Consider the following 23,220-nt stretch of genomic DNA (forward strand, 5'->3'; position numbering starts at 1 on the left):
GTGGCATTAACCCGCTCCGTGAATGTACTGAACTCTGCGGCTACCCATCAAAACCTTGATTCATGGAGCATTTGCGAGCGTCGATGTGACAACATTGGTGCAAAACTTGCCATACTTCTCATTTTGCAGACTGCGTACCGCACAAAAGTCTCGAATGCGCAAGCTCTAGGGGATTCCCCTCCCACCTTAAGGGCGATGTGGCAAAGGGGTTCGCTGCAAATAATACCGACACCCTCAGCATGGAGGGGATATGGGAGAAACATGAGAAATCAATCAATCTTGAAGCTGTCGATTGGCGCAGGTCTTTGCGCGGCGTTTCTGGTCGGTTCTGCGCATGCCGCAGCGGCAACGCATTCAAAACCACAGATGGGCGGCCAGAAGAAAGTCATCTACACGATCAAGAAGAACAGTGCGGGGTCAAAAAAGGGTAGCGCAGTTGTAGCCCTGTCGGCGGAGGGAGGCTGCATGCCCGATTCGGAGGTGGTCTGCGTGCCACCGGATGAGGCTACAGAAATCTACTCGGTTACCTACGAGCTGCCGAAACAGGAAATCAACGGCCGCGCCATGGATGACGGCTGGACAACGATTTGCTCAGGGATGGAGTGCATCGGCTTCGAACTCCAAGAGGCGAAGAATGCAACCGATGATGAGAACTCCCATGGGGCAATCAAGGAGGCAATCATTCGGTACTCTGAGGTTCGAGACAAGACTGAAAATGCATGTTCGAGCGTCGCTGCTATAGGCTCAAGCGCGACCGCAAATATGGTGAGCAACACAACGAGCCAAAGTAGTACGTTGGCTCGCGATGTTGCCGCCAAGGCCATTTGGAATGAATCACCACAACGCATCCAACTCGCGAGAGACTTTGCGAGCCTCGCTCCATCAACATGGCTTGATAAATATGGATATGCGGCCGATGGCGGTTACACTCTGACCATCACGTACTCTGATGGAGGCACGGAGAAGTTCAAGGTGATAATGATGAATGGAAGCGGAGACCTATCTGAACCACTTCCAGGAACCCTTGTTACGGGCACTGGAGTTTCCCAATGTCCAAAGAGCTAAATTGAGTTGAAATGAAAAGAAGGCAAGTACTTGGTTTTGGCGTCATTGTTGCTGCCTCATTGATCGTAGTTTTTGCCAAAATGGCGAAAGATGATTCTGTGGTCAATCTGCCTGATCGAGGCTTGTCTTCGTCGGTCGTTCCAGTTCCTGCAAATAGCGCCAGCGCTGTGGCGCCCCTCAAGAGTTCCCAGGAGCCAAACTCAGCTTTGCTCCCGTGGGCCAAAGCATTAAGCAGGGTTCGAAGGGAAAGTCTTCAAGTTACGGCGCAACGTGCTGCCGTTTCTGGAAAGCTTACGGATATTGTGGCCCTCCGTGTAGCGGAACGGGCTTGTGTGACTTTTCAGTTAGGCGCTGAGACATATGCCAAGCAGGGGATCGTACTCACCCCTACACAGCTAGAACACTTCGCATTGCGGAGATCACTCTGCGACGCCGCCGGGACCCCGGAATCGTTTAATATTCCCTTGAAGGATGGACAAGGACTTGGAGTTGCAGCGGATGCAGTTCTAAGCTCCGTAAGGGGTGGCTTCAAGAAGGGAGATGCGCGCCGCGAAGAGGCCATCGAAACTATTGTAAAGTCACGATCCATTGAGTTACTCGATGCGGTGCCCCGCAACGTGTTTACTGTTGAAGATGCTTACCGCGCAGGACTCCCTCGTTCTGATTCAAGAATGCTTGACGAGCAATTAATGGACATGGCAATCAAGATCCAAGCATGCTCAGTTCGAGGTGATTGCGACATTGTTGCCCTAGATCGAATGAATTGCAGTGAGTCAAATTCTTGCGTATCGAATATGCTTGATTTCCCTGAAAAGAAGATCTTCGCCGAACCGGGGGATCGAGTCCCTCCCTATCATGATCCCAGGCTATCTTCTGAGGATTTGAGGGCTAGATGGATGGTTATACAAGGATTCTTCTCAAGCAGGTTTGATTCGTAATCCTGAAAGCTTAGGGTCGAAAAGACCACGGAGGAAGCGGGAGCTTTCCCCGCCCGAGACAGGGCACGCAGGTTCGCTAGTTCCGATCCGGCCTGATCGGCAACCCGCCCGAGGACTCGGAGCCATCGGTGACCTTGCCGCTGGCCATTCGAGATGCGCGGCCTGATCGCAGGACTGGCTTGGGGTCTGGGGTGGTGGGCGCCGCCTCCTGTACTGGGGGGGCGGGTTCAGGTGCGGGGTGATTGGCCGAGGGCGCCGGGGACGGCACGACCGGTGGCGTGATGACCGGCGCCGGCAGGTTGGTCGAGGCCGCATCCACGGGCGGGCCGACCTTGCCGGACTGTCGCCGGCTGGCCGCCGAGCCGGGCGCATCTACCGTCTGAGCGATGGCGGCCGCGGCCACCACTGTCACCGACAGGGCGATCACCGCGACATTGAAGTGCTTCATGGCCGATTCCTCCGGAGCGGACAAGCAGCGCGCCGAGAAACGCGGCGCCGGTCGGCAATTGCGGCAATCCGCATTCCTGGCGGCGGCCGCGATCGCACATGACAGGTCTGCAATCCATCGGCATGGATTCCTGGAAGCCGCCGATTTCTACAGTGATCTCCGCGATGAACGCGCTGGCGGCCTCCAGAGAAGGCGGCGTTCCCGAATTGGAGGTCCCTCATGAATGCATCGCGCCGAGCGCGTTCGCGGCCAAGGGGCTCGTGGTGCGTGTATCGAGGAATGCGGCGGAGGGGAACTCGGCCCCAGACCGTGCCCGATTGCCCGGGCACGGCCAGATCTGACGCGGGCGGCGGCTTTCCGGGCCGCCGCAGCCTCTACACTCCGCCCCCATGCGCCGCTGGCTCACCGTTTTCCTGCTGGTCTTGTTGCCGCTCCAGTTCTCCTGGGGAGCGGCCGCCGTCTATTGCCAGCACGAACCCGCGCCCGAGTCCCGCCATTTCGGCCACCACGTCCACGAGCACGGGGACGCCGCACATCAGGGCCAGCAAGCCGACCTCAAGAAGTCCGCCGACGCCGACAAGTCCAAGCCCGCCAAGCTCGCGCCGGACAACGACTGCGGCCAGTGCCATCACAGCGCCTTCAAGCCGGTCACCGCCGTGGCCGCTTCGCTGAACGGCCCGGGCGCCCAAGTCCTGCGAGGCCTCTCCGGCCCCGCCTTCTCCTCCCGGTCGCCCGATCACCCGGACCGCCCCAACTGGCGCATCGCCTGATTCGGCGATCGCAGCGGGTCTTCCTCCCCCTTTCATTCCCCAGCGGCTGAACGCCGCGCTGCCTTCGTCGAACCCTTCGAGTTGTTCCCGCAACCCTGGAGTTTTCGATGCGCAGATTGCTTGTGCCGCTCGCTTGGGCGGCCATTGTTTCCCTCCCCACGTCCCTCGCCGCGCAAGGCCTGACGCTGGAGGCGGCCGTCCAGACTGCCCTCCGTCAGAACCCGACGCTTCGCGCCTTCGGTCATGAGCTCGAAGCCAGCGACGGCGCCATCCGCCAAGCCGGCCTGATCCCCAACCCCTCGCTGAGCCTGACCGCCGAGGACACCCGCAAGGACACGCGCACCACCTCGATGACGCTGAGCCAGACCATCGAGCTCGGCGGCAAGCGCTCGGCGCGCGTGGAGCTCGCTAGGCGTGAGCGCGACCTCGCCGCGCTCGATCTGGCGACGCAACGCGCCGACGTGCGCGCGACGACCATCCAAGCCTTCTTCGACGTCCTCATCGCGCAAGAGCGCGTCGAGGTCGCGCGCGAGTCGCTGGAAATCGCCGGCAGCGGCGCGTCCGCCGTGTCGCGTCGCGTGATGGCGGGCAAGGTCTCGCCGGTCGAGGAGACCCGCGCCAAGGTCGCCGAATCCACCGCCCGCATCGAGCTGCGCCAGTCGCAAGCCGACCTGCGCGGCGCCCTCCAGGCGCTGGTCGCCGTGATGGGCGCGGAGCCCGACACCATCGCCCGCGTCGACGGCAGTGCCGATGCGATGCCCGCCTTGTCCGCCGCCGCTGTCCTGAACGAGCGCCTCGAGCGCTCGCCTGCGCTGCAGCGCGCCCGCATGGACGTGCAGCGCGCCGAGGCGGCATTCCAGCTGGAGCGTTCCCGCGGCGTGCCCGACGTGACCGTGGGCATCGGTGCCCAGCGCGCGCCCGATGTCGGCCGCACGCAGCCGCTGATCAGCGTGTCCATCCCGATTCCGCTCTTCGATCGCAATCAGGGTGCGCAGTTCCAGGCGCTGCGCAAGCGCGAGGCGGCGCAAGCCTTGGCCCAAGCCGAGGAGCAACGCCTGCGCGCCGAGGTGCTCCAGGCCGTCGATCAGCTGGAGGCCCGCGCCGACGAGGTCGACGCGCTGCGCCGCGACGTGCTGCCGGGCGCCCGCACCGCCTACGAGGCCGCCCGACGCGGCTTCGAGCTCGGCAAGTTCGGCTTCCTGGACGTGCTCGATGCCCAGCGCACCTGGTTGCAGGCGCGCGGCCAGTACTTCAGCGCGCTGTCGCAGGCGCACCGCCTCTCGGCCGACATCGATCGGCGCCTCGGCAGCCCCGATGAGCGCGGCGACGCCGCCCCTGTCCCGACCTCCGCGGCCCGTCCCTGATTCGATTCCGATCCCACGCGATCGACCCCAACACGAGTTTCTCCATGACTTCCAACAACGAATCCAACAGCCGCTCCGGCGCTCGCTCGGGCGGCCTCATCGGCGGCTTGCCCAGGAAGCAGGCGATCGCGATCGCCGTGGTGCTGCTGCTCGGCACGGCGGCCGGCATCGGCATCTTGACCAGCGTCGGCAAGAGCGGCGCCTCGACCGAGGAGGCCCATGGCCACGGCCATGACGAGGCCAAGGGCCATGACGACGGCGAGCATCACGAGGCCAAGGAGCCTCATGACGACGAGGGCCTGATCCGCTTCACGCCCGAGCAGATGAAGAGCGCCGGCATCGTCGTCGACACCGTCCAGGCCGCGACGCTGCAAGGCAGCTATCAGCTGCCCGGCGAAGTGAAGTTCAACGAGGACCGCACCGCCCACGTCGTGCCGCGCGTGTCCGGCGTCGTCGAGGCGGTGCCCGTCGCGCTCGGTCAGCAGGTGCGCAAGGGCCAGGTGCTGGCCGTCGTCAGCAGCCCGGCGGTGTCCGATCAGCGCGCCGATCTGCAAGCCGCGCAGAAGCGCATGCAGCTCGCCAAGCTCACCTACGAGCGCGAGAAGCGGCTTGTCGAGGAGAAGATCTCGCCCCAGCAGGACGTGCAGATCGCCGAGCAGGCCCTGCGCGAAACCGAGATCGCCGTCGCCAACGCGCGGCAGAAGCTGCAGGCCGTGGGCGCGTCGCCGGAGAGCGGCTCGCTCAACCGCTTCGAGCTGCGCGCGCCCTTCGACGGCACCATCGTCGAGAAACACATCGCGCTGGGCGAGCAGGTCCGCGAGGACGTCAACGTGTTCACCGTGTCGGACCTGCGCAGCGTCTGGGCGCAGATCAGCGTGCCGGCCAAGGACCTGCCCATGGTGCGCGTCGGCGACGCGGTCACCGTCCGCGCCACCGCCTTCGAGCAGAGCGCCTCGGGCAAGGTCGCCTACGTGGGCTCGCTGATCGGCGAGGCCACGCGCACCGCGCAGGCCCGGGTGACGCTGGAGAACCCCGATGCCGTCTGGCGTCCCGGCCTCTTCGTCAACGTCGAGATCAAGAGCGCCGCCTTCAGCGCGCCCGTCACCGTGACCGCCGACGCGGTCCAGACGCTCGAGGACAAGACCGTCGTCTTCGTCCGCCAAGGGGAGGGCTTCGTCGCCCAGCTGGTCAGGGTCGGCCGCGCGGATGCGCGCCGGGTCGAGATCCTCGACGGCCTGAAGGCGGGCGCGGCCTACATCGCCGCGGGCAGCTTCGTCGCCAAGGCGGAGCTGGGCAAGGCCACGGCCTCCCACGCGCATTGAGAGGCGGATCCTCATGTTCGAACGCATCATCCGCTTCGCCATCGAGCACCGACGGCTGGTCCTGCTCGCCGTGCTCGGCATGGCGGGCCTGGGGCTCTACAACTATCAGAAGCTCCCCATCGACGCCGTCCCCGACATCACCAATGTCCAGGTGCAGATCAACACCGGCGCGCCCGGCTACTCGCCGCTGGAGACCGAGCAGCGCGTCACCTATCCGATCGAGACGGTGATGGCCGGCCTGCCGGGCCTGCAGCAGACGCGCTCGCTGTCGCGCTACGGGCTGTCGCAGGTCACTGTCATCTTCAAGGACGGCACCGACATCTACTTCGCGCGCCAGCTCGTCAACGAGCGCATCCAGGCCGCGCGCGATCAACTGCCCGCCGGCGTGACGCCCAACATCGGGCCGATCTCCACCGGCCTGGGCGAGATCTACTTGTGGACCGTGGAAAGCGAGCCCGGCGCGAAGAAGCCTGACGGCACGCCCTACACGCCGACCGACCTGCGCGAAATCCAGGACTGGGTCATCAAGCCGCAGCTGCGCAACGTCGCGGGTGTCACCGAGATCAACTCGATCGGCGGCTTCGCGAAGGAGTACCACGTCGCGCCCGACCCGGCCAAGCTCTCGTCCTACGGCCTGACGCTGGCCGACGTGGTGACCGCGCTGGATCGCAACAACGCCAACGTCGGCGCCGGCTACATCGAGCGCCGCGGCGAGCAGGTGCTGATCCGCGCGCCCGGCCAGGTGCGATCGATGACGGACATCGGCAACATCGTGCTGCGCAACGAGGCCGGCATCCCCGTCCGCGTCCGCGACGTGGCGACGGTCGAGATCGGCCGTGAGCTGCGTACCGGCGCGGCCACCGACAACGGCCGCGAGGTGGTGCTGGGCACCGTCTTCATGCTGATCGGAGAGAACAGCCGCACGGTGTCGCAGGCGGTGGCCAAGCGCATGGCGCAGATTAACGCCAACCTGCCCAAGGGCGTGCATGCGGTGACGGTCTACGACCGCACGACGCTGGTCGACAAGGCCATCGCCACGGTCAAGAAGAACCTCATCGAGGGCGCGGTGCTGGTCGTCGCGGTGCTGTTCCTGTTCCTGGGGAATCTGCGCGCGGCCATCCTGACGGCGATGGTGATTCCGCTGTCCATGCTGTTCACCTTCACCGGCATGGTGAGCCAGAAGGTCAGCGCCAACCTGATGAGCCTGGGCGCGCTGGACTTCGGGATCATCATCGACGGCGCCGTCGTGATCGTGGAGAACTGCTTGCGCCGCCTGGCCCATGCGCAGGCCCACAAAGGCCGGCCGCTGACGCGATCCGAGCGCTTCCACGAGGTCTTCCTGGCGTCCCAGGAAGCGCGCCGGCCGCTGCTCTTCGGGCAGCTGATCATCATGATCGTGTACCTGCCGATCTTTGCGCTGGCCGGCGTCGAGGGGAAGATGTTCCACCCGATGGCGTTCACCGTCGTGATCGCGCTGATCGGCGCGATGATCCTGTCCATCACCTTCGTCCCGGCCGCGGTGGCGCTGTTCATCGGCGACAAGGTCGACGAGAAGGAGAACCGCCTGATGGGCTGGGCGCGCCGCGCCTACGAGCCGCTGCTGGCCCGCGCGATGGGCGCCAGGCCGCTGGTGCTGACCGTCGCCGCGGTGACGGTGGTGCTCTCGGTCCTGCTCGCCACGCGCATGGGCAGTGAGTTCATTCCCAGCCTCAACGAGGGGGACTTCGCGATCCAGGCGCTGCGCATCCCGGGCACCAGCCTGTCCCAGTCGGTGGCGATGCAGCAGCAGCTGGAGACGCGGCTCAAGCAGAAGTTCCCCGAGATCGAGCGCGTCTTCGCCCGCACCGGCACCGCCGAGATCGCTGCCGATCCGATGCCGCCCAACATCTCCGACGGCTACGTGATGCTCAAGCCGATGGACCAGTGGCCCGAGCCGCGCAAGACGCGCGACGAGCTGCTGGCCGCGGTGCAGGCCGAGGTCGCCCAGCTGCCCGGCCAGAACTATGAGTTCTCGCAGCCCATCCAGCTGCGATTCAACGAGCTGATCTCGGGCGTGCGTTCTGACGTGGCGGTGAAGGTCTTCGGCGACGACATGGAGGTGCTCAACGCCTCGGCGCAGAAGATCGCGGGGCTGCTGCAGGGCATCTCCGGCGCCTCGGAGGTCAACGTCGAGCAGACCACCGGACTGCCGATGCTCAGCGTCACCGTCGATCGCGAGCGGACCGCGCGCTACGGGCTCAACGTCCAGGACGTGCAGGACACGCTGGCCACGGCCATCGGCGGCCGCGAGGCCGGCACCCTGTTCGAGGGCGACCGCCGCTTCGACATCCTGGTGCGGCTGCCCGAGACGCAGCGCGCGGACATCGAGGCCATCAAGCGCCTGCCGATTCCGCTCCCCCTCGGCGCCGACGGCGCGCGCCGCTTCATCCCGCTGAGCGAGGTCGCCGATCTGGGGACCGCGCCCGGCCCCAACCAGGTCAGCCGCGAGGACGGCAAGCGCCGCATCGTCGTCAGCGCCAACGTGCGCGGCCGAGACATCGGCAGCTTCGTCGCCGAGGCGCAGCAGCTGATCGGCCAGCAGGTGCAGGTCCCGCCCGGCTATTGGATGGCCTGGGGCGGCCAGTTCGAGAACCTGCAATCGGCGGCGGAGCGGCTCAAGATCGTCGTGCCGGTCTCGCTGCTGCTGGTCTTCGTGCTGCTGTTCGCGATGTTCGGCAACGTCAGGGACGGGCTCATCGTGTTCACGGGGATCCCGTTCGCGTTGACGGGCGGCATCGTGGCGTTGTGGATGCGGGGAATTCCCCTGTCGATCTCGGCGGCGGTGGGCTTCATCGCGCTGTCCGGCGTGGCGGTGCTCAACGGGCTGGTGATGATTTCCTTCATCCGCAACCTGCGCGAGTCCGGTCAGCGCCTGGATGCGGCCATCCACGAGGGCGCGCTGACACGGTTGCGCCCGGTGCTGATGACGGCGCTGGTGGCCTCGCTGGGTTTCGTGCCGATGGCCTTGGCCACGGGCACCGGCGCCGAGGTGCAGCGTCCGCTCGCGACGGTGGTGATCGGCGGCATCCTGTCGTCGACCGCGCTCACGCTGCTGGTGCTGCCTCTGCTGTATCGACTCGCACATCGGCGCGATGAGGAGGATGAGGGGTCTTCGTCATGAAGCTGCTCATCGTCGAGGACGAGCGCAAGGCCGCCGTCGCGCGCATGCATGGCGGCAGCGCGGAGGTGAGGTCGGCGGACGGCGTGACGACGGTGGAGTTCCGCCTCAGAGCTTGATCTCGTGAAGCGGCACCGCCATCTCGTCGGCGGCCGGACCATGCCAGCGGCGCAGCACGCGCTGGAAGAAGAGGCTGTTGGGCAGCTGCAGGCTGGACCCGCTGGCGTGATCGCCCGATTCGAGCAGGGTCGTGTAGACGAGGTTGATCTCCACGACCCGCCCCTTCATGCCGGGCTTGTCGCCGGCCTCCAGCAGCTCGACGACGTCGCCGACGCGGAAGGCGCGGGTGACGTAGATCAGCAGCGCGCAGAAGAGGTTGGACAACACGCTCCAGGCCGCGAAGAAAGCGACCGCGCCGACGGTGGCGAAGCCGGTGAAGGCGGTCCACAGCACGCCGCCCGAGACGCCCATGCGCTCGAGCGCCCATAGCACGGCGCCGCTGTAGATCAGCGCGGCCACGATGCGCATGAAGACGGTGGCGACGGTGACGGGGAGCGTGTAGGCGGCGGTGAGCCGGCGCGTCAGCATGCGGGCGACGCGCACCAGCAGCCAGGCGCTCAGCAGGATGAGCGCCACCTCGATGGTCGGGACGATGATGTCGAGCCACTCCGTCGCCCAGGCGGGCAGGCTGATGTGCAGGCGGTCGTGCAGGTTCTGAAACAGCTTCTTCATGGCCGCGATTCTCGGCCAGTCGGCACTGTGCTGGCGTGACTCGTCGGTGCCGGCGCGGGCTTGTCAGGGCGGAGAAGGGCCTTCAGCGCAGCGCGCTCGCGCCGTGCCAGATCACATAGAGACCGACCAGGATGATCAGCGCCCCCGATAGATACGGGGCTTTGCGGGCGAAAGCGCCGAAGCCGTTCCAGCGCTTGGAGACATGCTTGACGCTGAGGGCGGCCATCGCACCCGAGGCGATCATGGTCAGCGCCAGGCCGATGCTGAAGCACAGCACCAGAGCGGCGCCGAGCGAGAACTGCTTGAGCTGCAGGCACAGCAGCAGCACGGTGATGGAGGCGGGGCAGGGGATCAGGCCGCCGGTCAGACCGAAGACGATGATCTGACCGGTGGTCACCTGGCGGTTGGCGAAACGGCGTTGGATGTCGGCGGCATGGGCGCGCTCGTGGGCGTCCTGGGGGGCGTCGTCGCCGAGGTCGATTCGGGCGGGGGCGTGCGGGTGAGCGTGAGCGCCATGCCCGTGTTCGTGCCGGTGGCCATGATCGTGGTCGTGGTCGTGACTATGGCCATGTTGGTCACGCCACGTGCGCCACAGCATCCACGCCGCCACCAGCAGGATCAGCACGCCCGATGCGAGCTGGAAGTAGGGCTCGGTGGTCTCGGCATTCCAGTTGCGACCGAAGTGCAGACCGGCGAGGGCGACCAGCCAGACCACGGCCGTGTGGGAGATCGTGGCCGACAGCCCGAGCAGGACAGCCTGGCCCATCGTGCCTCGGATCGCCACGATGAAGGCCGCCATCATCGTCTTCGAATGTCCCGGCTCCAGACCATGCAGGCCGCCCAGCAAGATCGCGCTCGGGACGAAAAGCCAGGCATTGCCTTGCTGGAGCAAGGTGGCGAAATCGGTCATCGGGGAGGGTGGCAACGGGCCGGTGAGGGGAGTGGAGTGGGGGATACTCTACCCCAGTATGTCGACGGAGGTGAGAATGGCCCTGGCGGGCTGGGGATCAATGCAGGCGACGGTGTGCGATGGCTCTATCCCGCAAGCCGGCGCGGCGCGATGCGCCCACCCGATCAGCGGATGTAGCGCCGCACGGCATCCACGACCAGATTCAGATCCGCCTCCCGCTCCTCAGCCGAATGCGAAGGATCCCCGAGATGCTCCCGCACATGGCCCTCGAGAACCTCAGCCATCAGGCCATTCGTCGCGCCCCGGATCGCGGCGATCTGCTGAAGCACTCCGGCGCAGTCGGCCTCGCTCTCCAAAGCGCGCTCAAGCGCCGCGACCTGGCCCGCGATGCGCCGCACGCGGGTGAGCAAACCCTTCTTGCCATTGATGGTGTGTGCCATGGAGGAACGCCGGCTCGACGGCCGGTATCTGGAGACGATCTCGAATGATAGGCGGGTACTCCCCCCTAGCATCGGAGCCTTGAGGGTCTTCGGGCGCTACGCCAGGAAGCGCCGAATCTCCGCCAGCACCACCTCCGGCGCCTCGCGATGCGGCATGTGTCCGTTCTCCGGCAGCAGCAGCTTGCGCGCCGGGCCCGACACCCGATCGTGGATCAGGTCCTGATGGATCGTCGACCCGAACTCATCCAATCCGCCGTGAATCGTCAGCGTCGGGCACTTCGCCCGCGGCAGCACCTCCCGCAGCGACCAGCTCGCGAATGCCTGCGACAGCCAGGTCTCCGTCCACGCGCTCAGCACCCACGGCGCCTTGTCGCCGTGATAGCGACGCAGGCGATCCAGCTGTTCCGGCGCCTTGAAGTCCTCGCGTGCCGCGCGGATGCCCGTCAGCGTGCGGTCCTCGGCGAAGACCTGAGCCGCGATGGTGATGAGGCGATCCACCCGATCCGGCAGCTGCGCCGCCGCCTCGATCGCCATGCCGCCGCCGACGCTGTGACCCATCGCGACGAAACGCTCGATCCCCAGCCGATCGACGACGGCCGACAGCCCCGTCGTTGCTTCATCCGCGACGAATGCGGGCGTCAGCGTGTCGGCACGTGGGCTGGACTCGCCGAAGCCGGCGCGGTCGTAGGCAACGACCTGGCGACCCGTCGCGAGCGCGAGCGCCTCGGGGAAGTTCCGCCAGAGGCTGACCGCGCCGAGCGAGTCATGCAGCAGCACGATCGGCGGCGTAGTCGCGCTCGCGGATGCCGGCGTCCAGCTGCGCGCATGGAGCGTGCCGCCGTTGTAGGGGATGGCATGGACGGCGACCTCGCAGGTCGTCTCGGCGGACAGGGCTGGATCGAGGGGCTGTGTCATGTGGCGATTAGAGCTGTTGAGGCGCCCGATGAGCGTCACGGGGGCGACCGGGGTGCGCGCGAAGACCCTCTCCCCAGCCCTCTCCCGCAAGCGGGAGAGGGGGGCATACGAGCGGGTTCGCGGCATCGTGCGCGGCGTCCAGCTCAGTACGTCTCCAGATGCAGCCGCCCCTCGCGCTTGAGGCCGCCCGCGATGGCTTCCCAATCCGCGCCGGCCTGCACCGCGATGTCCCGCAACGCCAGCACCACGCCTTCCTCCATCGCCTTCAGGCCGCAGACGTAGAAGTGCGCTTGAGGATCACGGAGCATCTCCGCCAGGTCGGCGGCGCGCTCGCGCATCAGGTCCTGCACGTAGCGGCGCGGCTCGCCGGCCACGCGGCTGAACGCCAGGTTCACGTCGATGAAGTCCTTGGGCAGCTTCTGCAAGGGACCGAAGTAGGGCAGCTCTTGCGGCGTGCGCGCGCCGAAGAACAGCATCAACTTGCCGCCCTCGAACTTGCCCGACTGCCGCAGTCGTCGACGCCATTCCGTCATCGCCCGCATCGGCGCCGAGCCGGTCCCGGTGCAGATCATCACCACATGGCTGCGCGGATGATTCGGCATCAGGAAGCTGCTGCCGAAGGGACCGACGACCTGCACCTGCGCGCCGACCTCCAGGTCGCACATGTAGTTGCTGCCCACGCCCCGCACCGGCCTGCCGTCGTAATCCTCCAGCACCCGCTTGATGGTCAGCGAGACATTGTTGTAGCCCGCCCGCTCGCCGTTGCGCGGGCTCGCGATCGAGTACTGGCGTGGGAAGTGCGCGCGACCCTGCTCGTCGACGCCGGGGGGCACGATGCCGATGCTCTGGCCTTCCAGAACCGGGAAGGGCATCGCGCCGAAGTCCAGCACCAGGTGATGCGTGTCGTAATCCGAGCCCGCGTCACCCACCTCGGTCACGCGGACGTTGCCGGTCACCGTCGCGGTCACGGTCTTGTGCGCGGCCTTGGGCCCGTAGAGGTTGGTGTACGCATGCGCGGCCGACCAGGGCGGAATCACCGCGCCGTAGTCCGCGCTGCGGAAGACCGGCTCCAGCGCGCCGCTGGCGGCGCTTGCCGCGTCGGCCCGGACGGCATCGGCATTCGCGGCCGTCTCGCTCAGCGACGCCTCGACGCCGCCGGCCTCGGCCAGTTCGCCGGGGCCGAGCTCCTCCGGCAGGCTGTCCCAGCCCAGCTGCGCCTCGACGCTGTAGGCCAGCGCCTTGGGCATCGTGCGCCAGTTGTCGATGCTGCCGGTGGGGCAGGGCGGCACGCAGGCCATGCACAGGTTGCATTTCTCCGCGTCCACCACGTAGTTGCGCGAGTCGTGCGTGATCGCGCCCACCGGGCAAGTGGCCTCGCAGGTGTTGCACCGGATGCAGATCTCCGGATCGATCACGTGCTGCTTGATGAGGATCGCTTCCGTCATGTCCATGCCGCCTCCACTGGGGTCGTGTCGTCTCCTGGCTCGGGGGCGTTCAATTGAAGCGAACGTACTCGAAATCGACCGGCTGGCGGTTGATGCCCATGACGGGTGGTGCGATCCAGTTGGCAAACTTGCCGGGCTCGACCACGCGTCCCATCAGGCTCGCCACGAACTGGCGGTCCCCCGCCGTCGGCAACCACTGATCGACGCGCGCGGCCCACTCGGCCTCGCTGACGATCTGGCCCTCAGGCGAGACCTTCGCCCCCGACAGCGTGCCGATGTTGCGATGGAAGGCCTTGTGCGGCGTCTTCAGACGATGCGGCAGGCCGGACTTCTCGATGACCTTGTTCCAGCGATCCACGCCGCCGACGCTGTCGCGGATGAAGTCGTCGCGCAGCACCTCGTTGAGCGCATTGAGCATCGGCACCTGGCGCTCGACGAAACGGCCGCCCTCGATCGCGAGCACTGGATAGAACTGGCCCTTGAGCACATGGTCGTCCTGGCGCTTGCCCTCCTCGTAGCGGCCCTTCAGGCCGGTGGAGTAGAAGGTCGCCGCGTTGGAGCTCTCGTCCGCGCCGAAGAGGTCGATGGTGACGCTGAAGTGGAAGTTCAGGTAGCGCTGCAGCGTGGGCAGGTCGATCACGCCGGCGGCGCGCAGCTTGGCCGGATCGTCGGTCTTGAGCTCGTTCATCACCTGGCAGGTCCGCTGGATCACGCGGCTCACGCCGGACTCGCCGACGAACATGTGATGGGCCTCTTCCGTCAACATGAACTTGGTCGTGCGGGCCAGGGGATCGAAGCTGCTCTCCGCCAGCGCGCACAGCTGGAACTTGCCGTCGCGATCGGTGAAGTAGGTGAACATGAAGAAGGACAGCCAGTCCGGCGTCGGCTCATTGAAGGCCTGCAGGATGCGCGGGTTGTTCTCCTGGCCGCTGCGGCGCTCCAGCAGCGCCGCGCCTTCCTCGCGGCCGTCGCGGCCGAAGTACTTGTGCAGCAGGTAGACCATCGCCCATAGGTGCCGGCCTTCCTCGACGTTGACCTGGAAGAGATTGCGCAGGTCGTACTGGCTGGGCGCGGTCAAGCCGAGATGGCGCTGCTGTTCGACGCTCGCCGGCTCGGTGTCGCCCTGCGTGACGATGATGCGGCGCAGGTTGGCGCGGTACTCGCCGGGGATGTCCTGCCAGGCGTCCTCGCCCTTGTGATCGCCGAAATGGATCTTGCGGTTCTGCTCGGCGGGGTTCAGGAAGATGCCCCAGCGGTAGTCCGGCATCTTCACGTGGCCGAAAGTGGCCCAGCCTTGCGGATCGACGCTGGTGGCCGTGCGCAGGTAGACGTCGAAGTTGTGCGAGCCGTCCGGTCCCATGTCCTCCCACCAGGACAGGAAGTTGGGTTGCCAGCCCTCGAGCGCGCGCTGCAGCGTGCGGTCCTCGTTGAGGTTGACGTTGTTGGGGATCTTCTGGCTGTAGTCGATGGTGCTGACGGTCATCTCGGTCTCCTGATGGTGTTAGACGCGGTTCCAGTCGAACTGGGCCTTGTCGCCCTTGCCGAAGACCTTCAGCGCGCCCTTCTCGCCGACGGCGTTGGGGCGCTGGAAGATCCAGTTCTGCCAAGCGGTCAGGCGGCCGAAGACGCGCGTGATCATGTTCTCCGGGCCGTTGAAGCGCAGGTTGGCCTCCATGCCGGTGAGGGCGTCCGGGCTCATGGACACGCGCTCCTCGATGGCGATGCGGGTCTCGTCGGCCCAGTCGATGTCGTCGGGGTTGCTGGTCACCAACCCGAGTTGGAAGGCCGCATCGGCATCGAGCGGCATGCCGGCGATGGCGCGACATTGCTCGATCTGATCCGCGTCCTCGTAGAAGCGACGCTCGAGCCGGCTTTGGCCCGTGGCCATCGGCAGCAAGCCGAAGTTGGCCTCGCCGATGAAGAGCTTGGGCGCGCGCTCCGGCTCGTCGGGCAACGCGAGCATGTAGCTGCGGTCGCAGGCCAGCGCGAGCTCCAGCAGCGAGCCCGCGAAGCAGGAGCCCGGCTCGATCAGCGCGAACAGGCTGCGCGAGGAGACGTCGACGCGGCTGAAGGTGCGGCGCAGATAGCCGATGGTCTCGCGCACCAGCCAGTGATGGGCGTGCTCGGCCAGCACGCCGTCCGATGCGAGGACCGCGGCCGCATCGCCCTGCGTGCGGATCAGCCAGGTGCCGATGTCCAGCTCGTTGGTGCGCATCGAGAGGACGGCGTCCTCCAGATCGCGGGCCAGCGCGAGCGGGTACCAGTCGGCGCCGGCGGCCTCGATCTCGGCGATGGTGGCGGGGAGCGCGTTGATCGGGCCGCTGGGGCCGTTCACGGTGAAGCTGGCGACGCGGCGGGCGCGGTCGATCTCCACGGTCACATGGCGGTAGCGCAGCGCGTCGGGCTCGATCGTGCGTGGCAGCGGGCCGAGGACGACGCCCTTGCCGTCGGCGGGGCGGTCGCTGCCTTCGGCGAGCGAGAGGGCGCGTTCCTGGACCTTGGCGGCGAACTGCGCCGGCTTGACGATGTCGTCGACCAGACGCCAGTCCTTGGCCTTCTTGCCGCGCACGCCTTCGTTGGTCGTGCAGAAGATGTCGGCCAGGTCGTGGCGGACCTTGCGCTTGTCGGTGACGCGGGTCAGGCCACCGGTGCCGGGGAGCACGCCCAGCAGCGGGACCTCGGGCAGACTGACCGCGCTGGAGCGGTCGTCGACCAGCAGCAGCTCGTCGCAGGCGAGGGCGAGCTCATAGCCGCCTCCGGCGCAGGCGCCGTTGATCGCGGCGAGGAACTTCAGGCCGCTGTGCTGGCTGGAGTCCTCCATGCCGTTGCGGGTCTCGTTGGTGAACTTGCAGAAGTTCACCTTCCACCCGTGGCTGGAGACGCCCAGCATGTAGATGTTGGCGCCGGAGCAGAAGATCTTGTCCTTGGCGCTGGTCACGACCACGGTGCGGACCTCGGGGTGCTCGAAGCGGATGCGTTGGAGCGCGTCGTTGAGCTCGATGTCGACGCCCAGGTCGTAGCTGTTGAGCTTGAGCTTGTAGCCGGGGCGCAGGCCGCCGTTCTCGTCGAAGTCGGCGGCCAGCGTGGCCACCGGGCCTTCGAAGGACAGCTTCCAATGGCGGTAGCGCGAAGGATGCGTCTGGTAATCGACGCGGGTGGCGGGGAGGTCGGAGAGATCGCTCATTCGGGGCTCCATCGACATGCAGGAACGTGCAGCGAGAACGCTGCGGGGTTTCATGCAGTATGGTGCTTGTGAATGGGGATTGCAAGCAGGTTAGTGCATCTTTGGATGCGGGTTAACCCGTTTTAGCCCCTCTCCTCAGTTCAACGCGCGATGAGCTCTCTGACCCGCCGCTCCAAGATCCCAAACGTCTCCGCCAGCGGCTGCGCGCTCGTATCCACGTGCAGCTCCGCCTTCGCATAGAACGCCGCGCGCCCATGAAGAATGGACCGCAGATCGTCCATCGCTTCCTTGCTCGCCGCCATCGGCCGCGTATCCCCTTGCGCGACCACGCGCTGCATGTGGTCCTCAGGATCCGCCTGCAGCCACACGGTGCTGCAATGCGCCAGCAGCAGATTGAAGGTCGCCGGGTCCGACACGATCCCGCCCGGCGTGGCGATCACCGCCTCCGGATAGATCTGGATCGCCTCCTCCAGCGCCCGCCGCTCATAGCGCCGATACGCCGCCTGGCCGTACAAGGCCTGGATCTCCCCGACGCTGCAACCGGCGAATTTCTCGATCTCCCGGCTCAGCTCGACGAACGGGTAATCCAGCGTCTCCGCCAGCATCGCGCCCAGCGTCGACTTGCCGGCGCCACGCAGCCCGATCAGCGCCACGCGCTGACTCCGCGGCTGTCCACGACCCTGCGCGCCACCGGTGCCGAGCAGCTCCCCCACCGCCACTCGCACCCGATGCAAGGTCGCCTCATCGCGCCCCTCCAGCAGCTCCCGCAGCAGCAGCCATTCGGCGCTGGTCGTCGTGACATCGCCCAGCAGCTCCGCCATCGGGCATTGCAGCGCCTGAGCGACCTGCAACAGGATGAGGATGGACGGATTGCCCGCGCCGTATTCCAGATTGGCCAGATGCCGCTCGCTGACGTCCGCCAGCGCGGCCAGCGCCTTGCGCGTCATCCCCTTGCGTGAGCGCAGCCCGCGGACGCGATCGCCCAGCTGCATCAGGAAGGGGTGTTTCGCCGGCTCCTCCACCTCCGGGACGGTAGGTGTTAACCCGTCAACAGGCACTATATTGCTTGACATGATTTTTGACCGGCTCTAGATTGCCTTCATGCACGATACTGCATGGCGAGAGGTGCCGCAAGGCCTGCACTCTACGTCATCGCCGCCAGGAGACAGTCATGAAGCCTCAAGTCCGCCGGTGTCCGTCATGAGCCTCGATCGGCTCCCCAATTACCTCGGCGGCCGCTGGATCTCCGGCACCGGCACGCCGGCCTCGCTCTTCGATCCGGTGCTGGGCGCCGCGCTGGTCCAGGTCGATGCGACCGGGCTGGATCTGAAGGGCGGCTTTCGCTTCGCGCGGGAACAGGGTGGGGCGGCGCTGCGCGCGCTGACCTATCGCCAGCGGGCCGAGCTGCTCGCCGCGATCGCCCAGGTGCTGCAGACGCACCGCGACGACTATTACGAGATCGCGCTCGCCAACAGCGGCACGGTGAAGAACGATTCGGCGGTCGACATCGACGGCGCGATCTACACCGTGGGCACCTACGCCAAGCTCGGTGCCACGCTGCCCGATGCGCATTTCCTCCGCGACGGCGAGCCCGCCTCGCTCGCCAAGGACGCCGCCTTCCAGTCGCTGCATGTGCAGACGCCGGTCGCCGGCCTGGCGCTCTTCATCAACGCCTTCAACTTCCCGGCCTGGGGCTTGTGGGAGAAGGCCGCGCCGGCGCTGCTGTCCGGCGTGCCGGTCGTCGTCAAGCCGGCGACCGCGACCGCCTGGCTGACGCAGCGCATGGTCAAGGATGTCGTCGACGCCGGGATCCTGCCCGCGGGCGCGCTGTCCGTGGTCTGCGGCAGCGCCGCGGGCCTGCTGGATGCGCTGGAGCCCTTCGACGTCCTGTCCTTCACCGGCTCCGCCGAGACGGCCGCGACCATCCGTGCCCACGCCGCCGTGACGCGCCTGTCCGTCCGCACCAACATCGAGGCCGACAGCATCAACAGCGCGCTGCTGATGCCCGACACCCGCGCGGGCGATGCCGCTTTCGACCTCTTCATCAAGGAAGTCGCGCGCGAGATGACGGTCAAGTCCGGCCAGAAGTGCACCGCCATCCGGCGGGCCTTCGTGCCGGCCGCGCTGTATGACGAGGTCGCCGCCGCGCTGCGCGAGCGTCTGTCCAAGGTCGTCGTCGGCAATCCACGCGACGAGCGCGTCCGCATGGGCGCGCTGGTGAGCCGTGCGCAGCTGTCCGCCGTGCGGGAAGGGCTGTCGCATCTGCAGCGCCACACGACGACGCTGTTGGATGGCAACGCCGCCGCCATCGTGGATGCGGATCCCAAGCTCGCCTGCTGCCTCGGCCCGACGCTGCTGGGCGTGGACACGCCCGAGGCGGTCGAGTCCAACGCGGCCGTTCACGACATCGAGGTCTTCGGCCCCGTCGCCACGCTGCTGCCGTACGCGGACTTGCCGCGCGGCATCGCGCAGGTTCAGCGCGGCCAGGGGTCACTCGTTGCCTCGCTCTTTGGCGACGACCCCGAAGCGCTGGCTCGCACCGCGATGGCGCTCGCGCCCTGGCACGGCCGGGTGCACGTGGTCACGCCGGACGTGGCCGCCGTGCAGTCGGGCCACGGCAATGTGATGCCGCAATCGCTGCACGGCGGGCCCGGCCGCGCCGGCGGCGGCGAGGAACTCGGCGGACTGCGGGCGCTGAACTTCTATCACCGGAGAACCGCCATCCAGAGCGGCCCGTCCGTCCTCAAGAAGATCCAGGAGACATGACATGAGCCCCTCCCAGGTGGACAGCCCGCCCGATGTGCCGGCGCTTCCCGATCCGTTCAACTTCGCCGGCTACCTGCTCGCGCTCAACCAGCCGCGGCCGGACCGGCTGGCCTATGTCGACGATGCGGGCTCGCTGACCTATGGCGAGCTGGACGAGCGCGTGCGCCGCGTGGCCGCCGCGCTGCGTGCCAGCGGCGTCAAGCGCGAGGAACGCGTGCTGCTGATGATGCAGGACACCCTGGACTGGCCGGCGAGCTTCCTTGGTGCCATGTACCTGGGCGCGGTGCCGGTGGCCGTCAACACGCTGCTGACCGAGGAGGACTACGCCTACATGCTGGAGCACTCGCGCGCGCAGGTGGTGCTGGTCTCCGGCGCGCTGCTGCCGGCGCTCAAGGGCGCGCTGCGCAAGTGCCCGGCGCATGAGGTACAGCGCGTCGTCGTCTCGCGCCCGATCGAAGCGCTCGAGTTCGGCCACACCGATTTCGACGCCTTCATCGCCGCCCATGCGCCGATGGCGCAGCCCGCCGCCACGCATGCGGACGATCCCGGTTTCTGGCTGTATTCATCGGGCTCGACGGGCCGGCCCAAGGGCACGGTGCATTCGCACGGCAATCCGTACTGGACCGCCGAGCTCTACGGCAAGCGCATCCTCGAGCTGCGCGAGGACGATGTCTGCTTCTCCGCCGCCAAGCTCTTCTTCGCCTACGGCCTGGGCAACGCGCTGACCTTCCCCTTGTGCGTCGGCGCCTGCACCGTGCTGATGGCCGAGCGGCCCACGCCGGCCGCCAGCTTCAAGCGCCTGCGCGGGGAGACCTGCGGCGTGAAGCCCACCGTCTTCTTCGGCGCGCCGACGGGCTTCGCGGCGATGCTGGCCTCGGCGGATCTGCCGCCCGCGTCCGCGACCGCGCTGCGCATGGTGTCCAGCGCGGGCGAGGCGCTGCCGGCGGAGCTGGGCCATCGCTTCAAGGACCACTTCGGCGTGGACATCGTCGATGGGATCGGCTCGACCGAGATGCTGCACATCTTCCTGTCCAACCGGCCCGACGCCGTCGCCTACGGCACGACGGGCTGGCCGGTGCCGGGCTATCGCATCGAGCTGCGCGCCGAGGACGGCAGCGCGGTCCAGGACGGCGAGCCCGGCGACCTCTTCATCGCCGGTCCGAGCGCGGCCATCATGTACTGGGGCAACCGCGAGAAGAGCCGCGAGACCTTCCAGGGCGGCTGGACCAAGAGCGGCGACAAGTACATCCGCAACGCCGATGGGACCTACACCTATTGCGGCCGCAGCGACGACATGCTGAAGGTCAGCGGCATCTACGTCAGCCCCTTCGAGGTCGAAGCCACGCTGGTCCAGCACCCCAGCGTGCTGGAGGCCGCCGTCATCGGCGTCGCCGACGACGACGGGCTCATGAAGACCAAGGCCTACATCGTCGTGAGAGAGGGCCGGTCGGTGACCGACGAGGAGCTCAAGACCTTCGTCAAGGAACGGCTGGCTCCGTATAAATACCCACGTCAGATCGAGTTCATCGCCGAGCTTCCGAAGACGGCGACTGGCAAGATCCAACGCTTCAAGCTGCGCCAGCTCGGCGCCGTCGCGGCTTGAGATTCCAGGGGCCGCCGGCGGTATCGCGGCCCCCGCAGCAGGTGATCCATAACAAGGCGCGGCACGCATCGCGCAATCCAGGAGACAACACATGAACTGCTTCGCCAACGCCGCCATCGCCGTCGCCCTGACGACCGCGATCGCCACGCCCGCCTTCGCGCAGGCCAAGCTCAAGGTGGGGCTGATGCTGCCCGCCACCGGCACCTTCGCCCAGCTGGGCACGGCCATCGACAACGGCTTCCGGCTCTACGTGGCGGAGCAGGGCGGCAAGATCGCCGGCCGCGAGGTCGAGTTCGTCCGCGTGGACGACGAGTCCGATCCCGCCAAGGCCACCGACAACGTCAACAAGCTGATCAAGCGCGACAACGTGGACGTGCTGATCGGCACGGTGCACAGCGGCGTCGCGATGGCCATGGCCAAGGCGGCCAAGGAGTCCGGCACGCTGCTGATCGTGCCCAACGCGGGCTCGGACCCGATCACCGGCCCGATGTGCGCGCCCAACATCTTCCGCTCCAGCTTCAGCAACTGGCAGCCGGGCTATGCGATGGGCGAGGTCATGGCCAAGCGCGGCCTCAAGAAGGTCGTGACCATCACCTGGAAGTACGCGGCCGGCGACGAGTCGGTGAAGGCCTTCAAGGAGGCCTTCGAGAAGAACGGCGGCAACGTGGTCAAGGAGCTGTCGCTCCCGTTCCCCAACGTCGAGTTCCAGGCGCTGCTGACCGAGATCGCGGCCTCCAAGCCCGACGCGGTCTACACTTTCTTCGCCGGCGCGGGCGCGGTGAAGTTCGTCAAGGACTACGCCGCCGCCGGTCTGAAGAAGAGCATCCCGCTGTACGGCGCGGGCTTCCTCACCGACGGCACGCTGGAGGCGCAGGGCGCCGACGCGGACGGGCTGATGACCACGCTGCATTACGCCGACGGCCTGAACACGCCGCGCGACAACGCCTTCCGCCTGGCCTACGCCAAGTCCTACAAGCTGCAGCCCGACGTCTACGCCATCCAGGGCTACGACGCGGCGCAGATGCTGAGCATCGGCCTGACGGCGACCAAGGGCGACCCGAAGAACGCGGCGGTCTTCGCCGAGGCGCTGCGCAAGGCCAAGATCGACAGCCCGCGCGGCAGCTTCACGCTCTCGCGCAGCCACAACCCGGTGCAGGACATCTATCTGCGCCAGGTCTCGTCCAAGGAGAACAAGGTCAGCGGCATCGCCGCCAAGGCCCTGGCCGATCCGGGCCGCGGCTGCCGCATGTGAGCCCGCGAGCGAGCCGGCGATGGACCTGACCACCTTCCTCATCCAGTGCCTGAACGCGCTGCAGTACGGGCTGCTGCTGTTCCTGGTGGCCTCGGGGCTCACGCTGATCTTCGGGATCATGGGCGTGATCAACCTGGCCCACGGCAGCTTCTACATGATCGGCGCCTACATGGCTTTCGCGCTGGCGCCCTGGGTCGGCGCGGTGCTGGGAGGCGGGTTCTTCACCACGCTGCTGGTCGGCGTGGCGGTGGCGGTGCTGCTGGGCTATCTGCTGGAGTGGGCCTTCTTCAGCTTCCTCTACGAGCGCGATCACCTGCAGCAGGTGCTGATGACCTACGGGCTGATCCTGATCTTCGAGGAATGCCGCAGCCTGCTGGTCGGCGACGACGTGCACTCGGTGGCGGCGCCGGCGCTGCTGTCGGGCTCGATCCCGCTCGGGGATCTGATGACCTATCCGGTCTACCGGCTCTTCATCAGCGGCGTGTGCCTGGCGCTGGCGGCGGGCATGTGGTGGGTGTTCGCCAAGACGCGGCTGGGGATGATGATCCGCGCCGGCAGCGTCAACCGCGAGATGGTGCAGAGCCTGGGCATCGACGTGCAGCGGCTGATGCGGCTGGTCTTCGCGGGCGGCGTGGCCCTGGCGGCGCTGGCCGGCATGGTCGCGGCGCCGGTGTCCAGCGTCTATCCGGGCATGGGCGGCCACGTGCTGATCATCTGCTTCGTGGTGGTCGTGATCGGCGGCATCGGGTCGGTGAAGGGCGCGCTGCTGGCGGCGCTGCTGATCGGCGTGGTGGACACCTTCGGCAAGGTCTTCCTGCCGCAGGCCTCGGGCGTGCTGATCTACGTGTTGATGGCGGCGATCCTGCTGTGGAAGCCCGCCGGGCTGTTCAAGGCCTGAGGCCAGTGCAA

At 67.0% G+C, this 23,220-nt stretch carries 20 protein-coding genes; 11 read left to right on the forward strand and 9 right to left on the reverse strand.

Annotated elements, in window-relative coordinates:
• On the forward strand, nt 1-1,065 hold a 1,065-nt coding region (locus ABDW59_RS14870), incomplete at its 5' end, for a hypothetical protein (RefSeq protein ID WP_343630618.1).
• An 11-nt stretch (nt 1,066-1,076) separates the two neighbouring features.
• Nucleotides 1,077-2,003 (forward strand): hypothetical protein, encoded by a 927-nt coding sequence (locus ABDW59_RS14875; protein WP_343630619.1) that lies wholly within the window; start codon nt 1,077-1,079, stop codon nt 2,001-2,003.
• 76 nt (nt 2,004-2,079) lie between these two features.
• On the opposite strand, the gene ABDW59_RS14880 is transcribed toward ABDW59_RS14875, so the two are convergent.
• A complete protein-coding gene (locus ABDW59_RS14880; protein ID WP_343630620.1) occupies nt 2,080-2,451 on the reverse strand; it encodes a hypothetical protein in 372 nt (123 codons plus the stop codon).
• A 98-nt stretch (nt 2,452-2,549) separates the two neighbouring features.
• Here ABDW59_RS14880 and ABDW59_RS14885 point away from each other — a divergent pair, with 98 nt between their 5' ends.
• The 5 genes from ABDW59_RS14885 to ABDW59_RS14905 all read left to right on the forward strand — a co-directional run bounded on the left by ABDW59_RS14885 (nt 2,550) and on the right by ABDW59_RS14905 (nt 9,067).
• A complete protein-coding gene (locus ABDW59_RS14885) occupies nt 2,550-2,792 on the forward strand; it encodes a hypothetical protein (protein WP_343630621.1) in 243 nt (80 codons plus the stop codon).
• 48 nt (nt 2,793-2,840) lie between these two features.
• Complete coding sequence (gene czcI / locus ABDW59_RS14890; RefSeq protein WP_343630622.1) at nt 2,841-3,221, forward strand: cation efflux protein, CzcI family; 381 nt, start codon at nt 2,841-2,843, stop codon at nt 3,219-3,221.
• Between the two features lie 107 nt (nt 3,222-3,328).
• Entirely contained in the window at nt 3,329-4,585 is a 1,257-nt protein-coding gene (locus ABDW59_RS14895) for a TolC family protein (RefSeq protein ID WP_343630623.1), read from the forward strand.
• A gap of 44 nt (nt 4,586-4,629) precedes the next feature.
• Nucleotides 4,630-5,907, forward strand: coding sequence for an efflux RND transporter periplasmic adaptor subunit (locus ABDW59_RS14900; protein WP_343630624.1), 1,278 nt, complete (start codon nt 4,630-4,632; stop codon nt 5,905-5,907).
• Nucleotides 5,908-5,920: 13 nt separating this feature from the next.
• Nucleotides 5,921-9,067 carry a CusA/CzcA family heavy metal efflux RND transporter gene (locus tag ABDW59_RS14905; RefSeq protein ID WP_343630625.1) on the forward strand — a complete coding sequence of 1,049 codons (3,147 nt, stop codon included), beginning with the start codon at nt 5,921-5,923 and terminating at the stop codon, nt 9,065-9,067.
• Between the two features lie 105 nt (nt 9,068-9,172).
• Here ABDW59_RS14905 and ABDW59_RS14910 read toward each other — a convergent pair whose 3' ends face one another.
• From ABDW59_RS14910 to ABDW59_RS14945, 8 genes are all read right to left on the reverse strand, one after another.
• On the reverse strand, nt 9,173-9,796 hold the full coding sequence (locus ABDW59_RS14910) for a mechanosensitive ion channel family protein (protein ID WP_343630626.1): 624 nt from the start codon (nt 9,794-9,796) through the stop codon (nt 9,173-9,175).
• An 82-nt stretch (nt 9,797-9,878) separates the two neighbouring features.
• Entirely contained in the window at nt 9,879-10,706 is an 828-nt protein-coding gene (locus ABDW59_RS14915) for a nickel/cobalt efflux protein RcnA (protein ID WP_343630627.1), read from the reverse strand.
• 164 nt (nt 10,707-10,870) lie between these two features.
• On the reverse strand, nt 10,871-11,146 hold the full coding sequence (locus ABDW59_RS14920) for a metal/formaldehyde-sensitive transcriptional repressor (RefSeq protein WP_343630628.1): 276 nt from the start codon (nt 11,144-11,146) through the stop codon (nt 10,871-10,873).
• Between the two features lie 96 nt (nt 11,147-11,242).
• Nucleotides 11,243-12,061: an alpha/beta hydrolase gene (locus tag ABDW59_RS14925; RefSeq protein ID WP_343630629.1), complete on the reverse strand. Its 819-nt coding sequence runs from the start codon at nt 12,059-12,061 to the stop codon at nt 11,243-11,245.
• Nucleotides 12,062-12,204: 143 nt separating this feature from the next.
• A complete protein-coding gene (gene boxA / locus ABDW59_RS14930; protein ID WP_343630630.1) occupies nt 12,205-13,512 on the reverse strand; it encodes a benzoyl-CoA 2,3-epoxidase subunit BoxA in 1,308 nt (435 codons plus the stop codon).
• Nucleotides 13,513-13,555: 43 nt separating this feature from the next.
• On the reverse strand, nt 13,556-14,989 hold the full coding sequence (gene boxB, locus ABDW59_RS14935; RefSeq protein WP_343630631.1) for a benzoyl-CoA 2,3-epoxidase subunit BoxB: 1,434 nt from the start codon (nt 14,987-14,989) through the stop codon (nt 13,556-13,558).
• An 18-nt stretch (nt 14,990-15,007) separates the two neighbouring features.
• A complete protein-coding gene (gene boxC, locus ABDW59_RS14940; protein ID WP_343630632.1) occupies nt 15,008-16,690 on the reverse strand; it encodes a 2,3-epoxybenzoyl-CoA dihydrolase in 1,683 nt (560 codons plus the stop codon).
• Between the two features lie 140 nt (nt 16,691-16,830).
• Nucleotides 16,831-17,763, reverse strand: a complete 933-nt coding sequence (locus ABDW59_RS14945) for a helix-turn-helix transcriptional regulator (protein ID WP_343630633.1) — start codon at nt 17,761-17,763, stop codon at nt 16,831-16,833.
• A gap of 127 nt (nt 17,764-17,890) precedes the next feature.
• Here ABDW59_RS14945 and ABDW59_RS14950 point away from each other — a divergent pair, with 127 nt between their 5' ends.
• The 4 genes from ABDW59_RS14950 to ABDW59_RS14965 all read left to right on the forward strand — a co-directional run bounded on the left by ABDW59_RS14950 (nt 17,891) and on the right by ABDW59_RS14965 (nt 23,209).
• On the forward strand, nt 17,891-19,456 hold the full coding sequence (locus ABDW59_RS14950; protein WP_343630634.1) for a 3,4-dehydroadipyl-CoA semialdehyde dehydrogenase: 1,566 nt from the start codon (nt 17,891-17,893) through the stop codon (nt 19,454-19,456).
• A 1-nt stretch (nt 19,457) separates the two neighbouring features.
• Entirely contained in the window at nt 19,458-21,059 is a 1,602-nt protein-coding gene (locus ABDW59_RS14955; RefSeq protein WP_343630635.1) for a benzoate-CoA ligase family protein, read from the forward strand.
• A 91-nt stretch (nt 21,060-21,150) separates the two neighbouring features.
• Nucleotides 21,151-22,311 carry an ABC transporter substrate-binding protein gene (locus tag ABDW59_RS14960; RefSeq protein ID WP_343630636.1) on the forward strand — a complete coding sequence of 387 codons (1,161 nt, stop codon included), beginning with the start codon at nt 21,151-21,153 and terminating at the stop codon, nt 22,309-22,311.
• 19 nt (nt 22,312-22,330) lie between these two features.
• On the forward strand, nt 22,331-23,209 hold the full coding sequence (locus ABDW59_RS14965; protein ID WP_343630637.1) for a branched-chain amino acid ABC transporter permease: 879 nt from the start codon (nt 22,331-22,333) through the stop codon (nt 23,207-23,209).
• The last annotated feature ends 11 nt before the right edge of the window (nt 23,210-23,220 follow it).

Origin of the sequence: Roseateles sp. (genome assembly GCF_039595295.1) — a bacterium.
In the GTDB taxonomy this organism is placed as follows: Bacteria; Pseudomonadota; Gammaproteobacteria; order Burkholderiales; family Burkholderiaceae_C; genus Roseateles.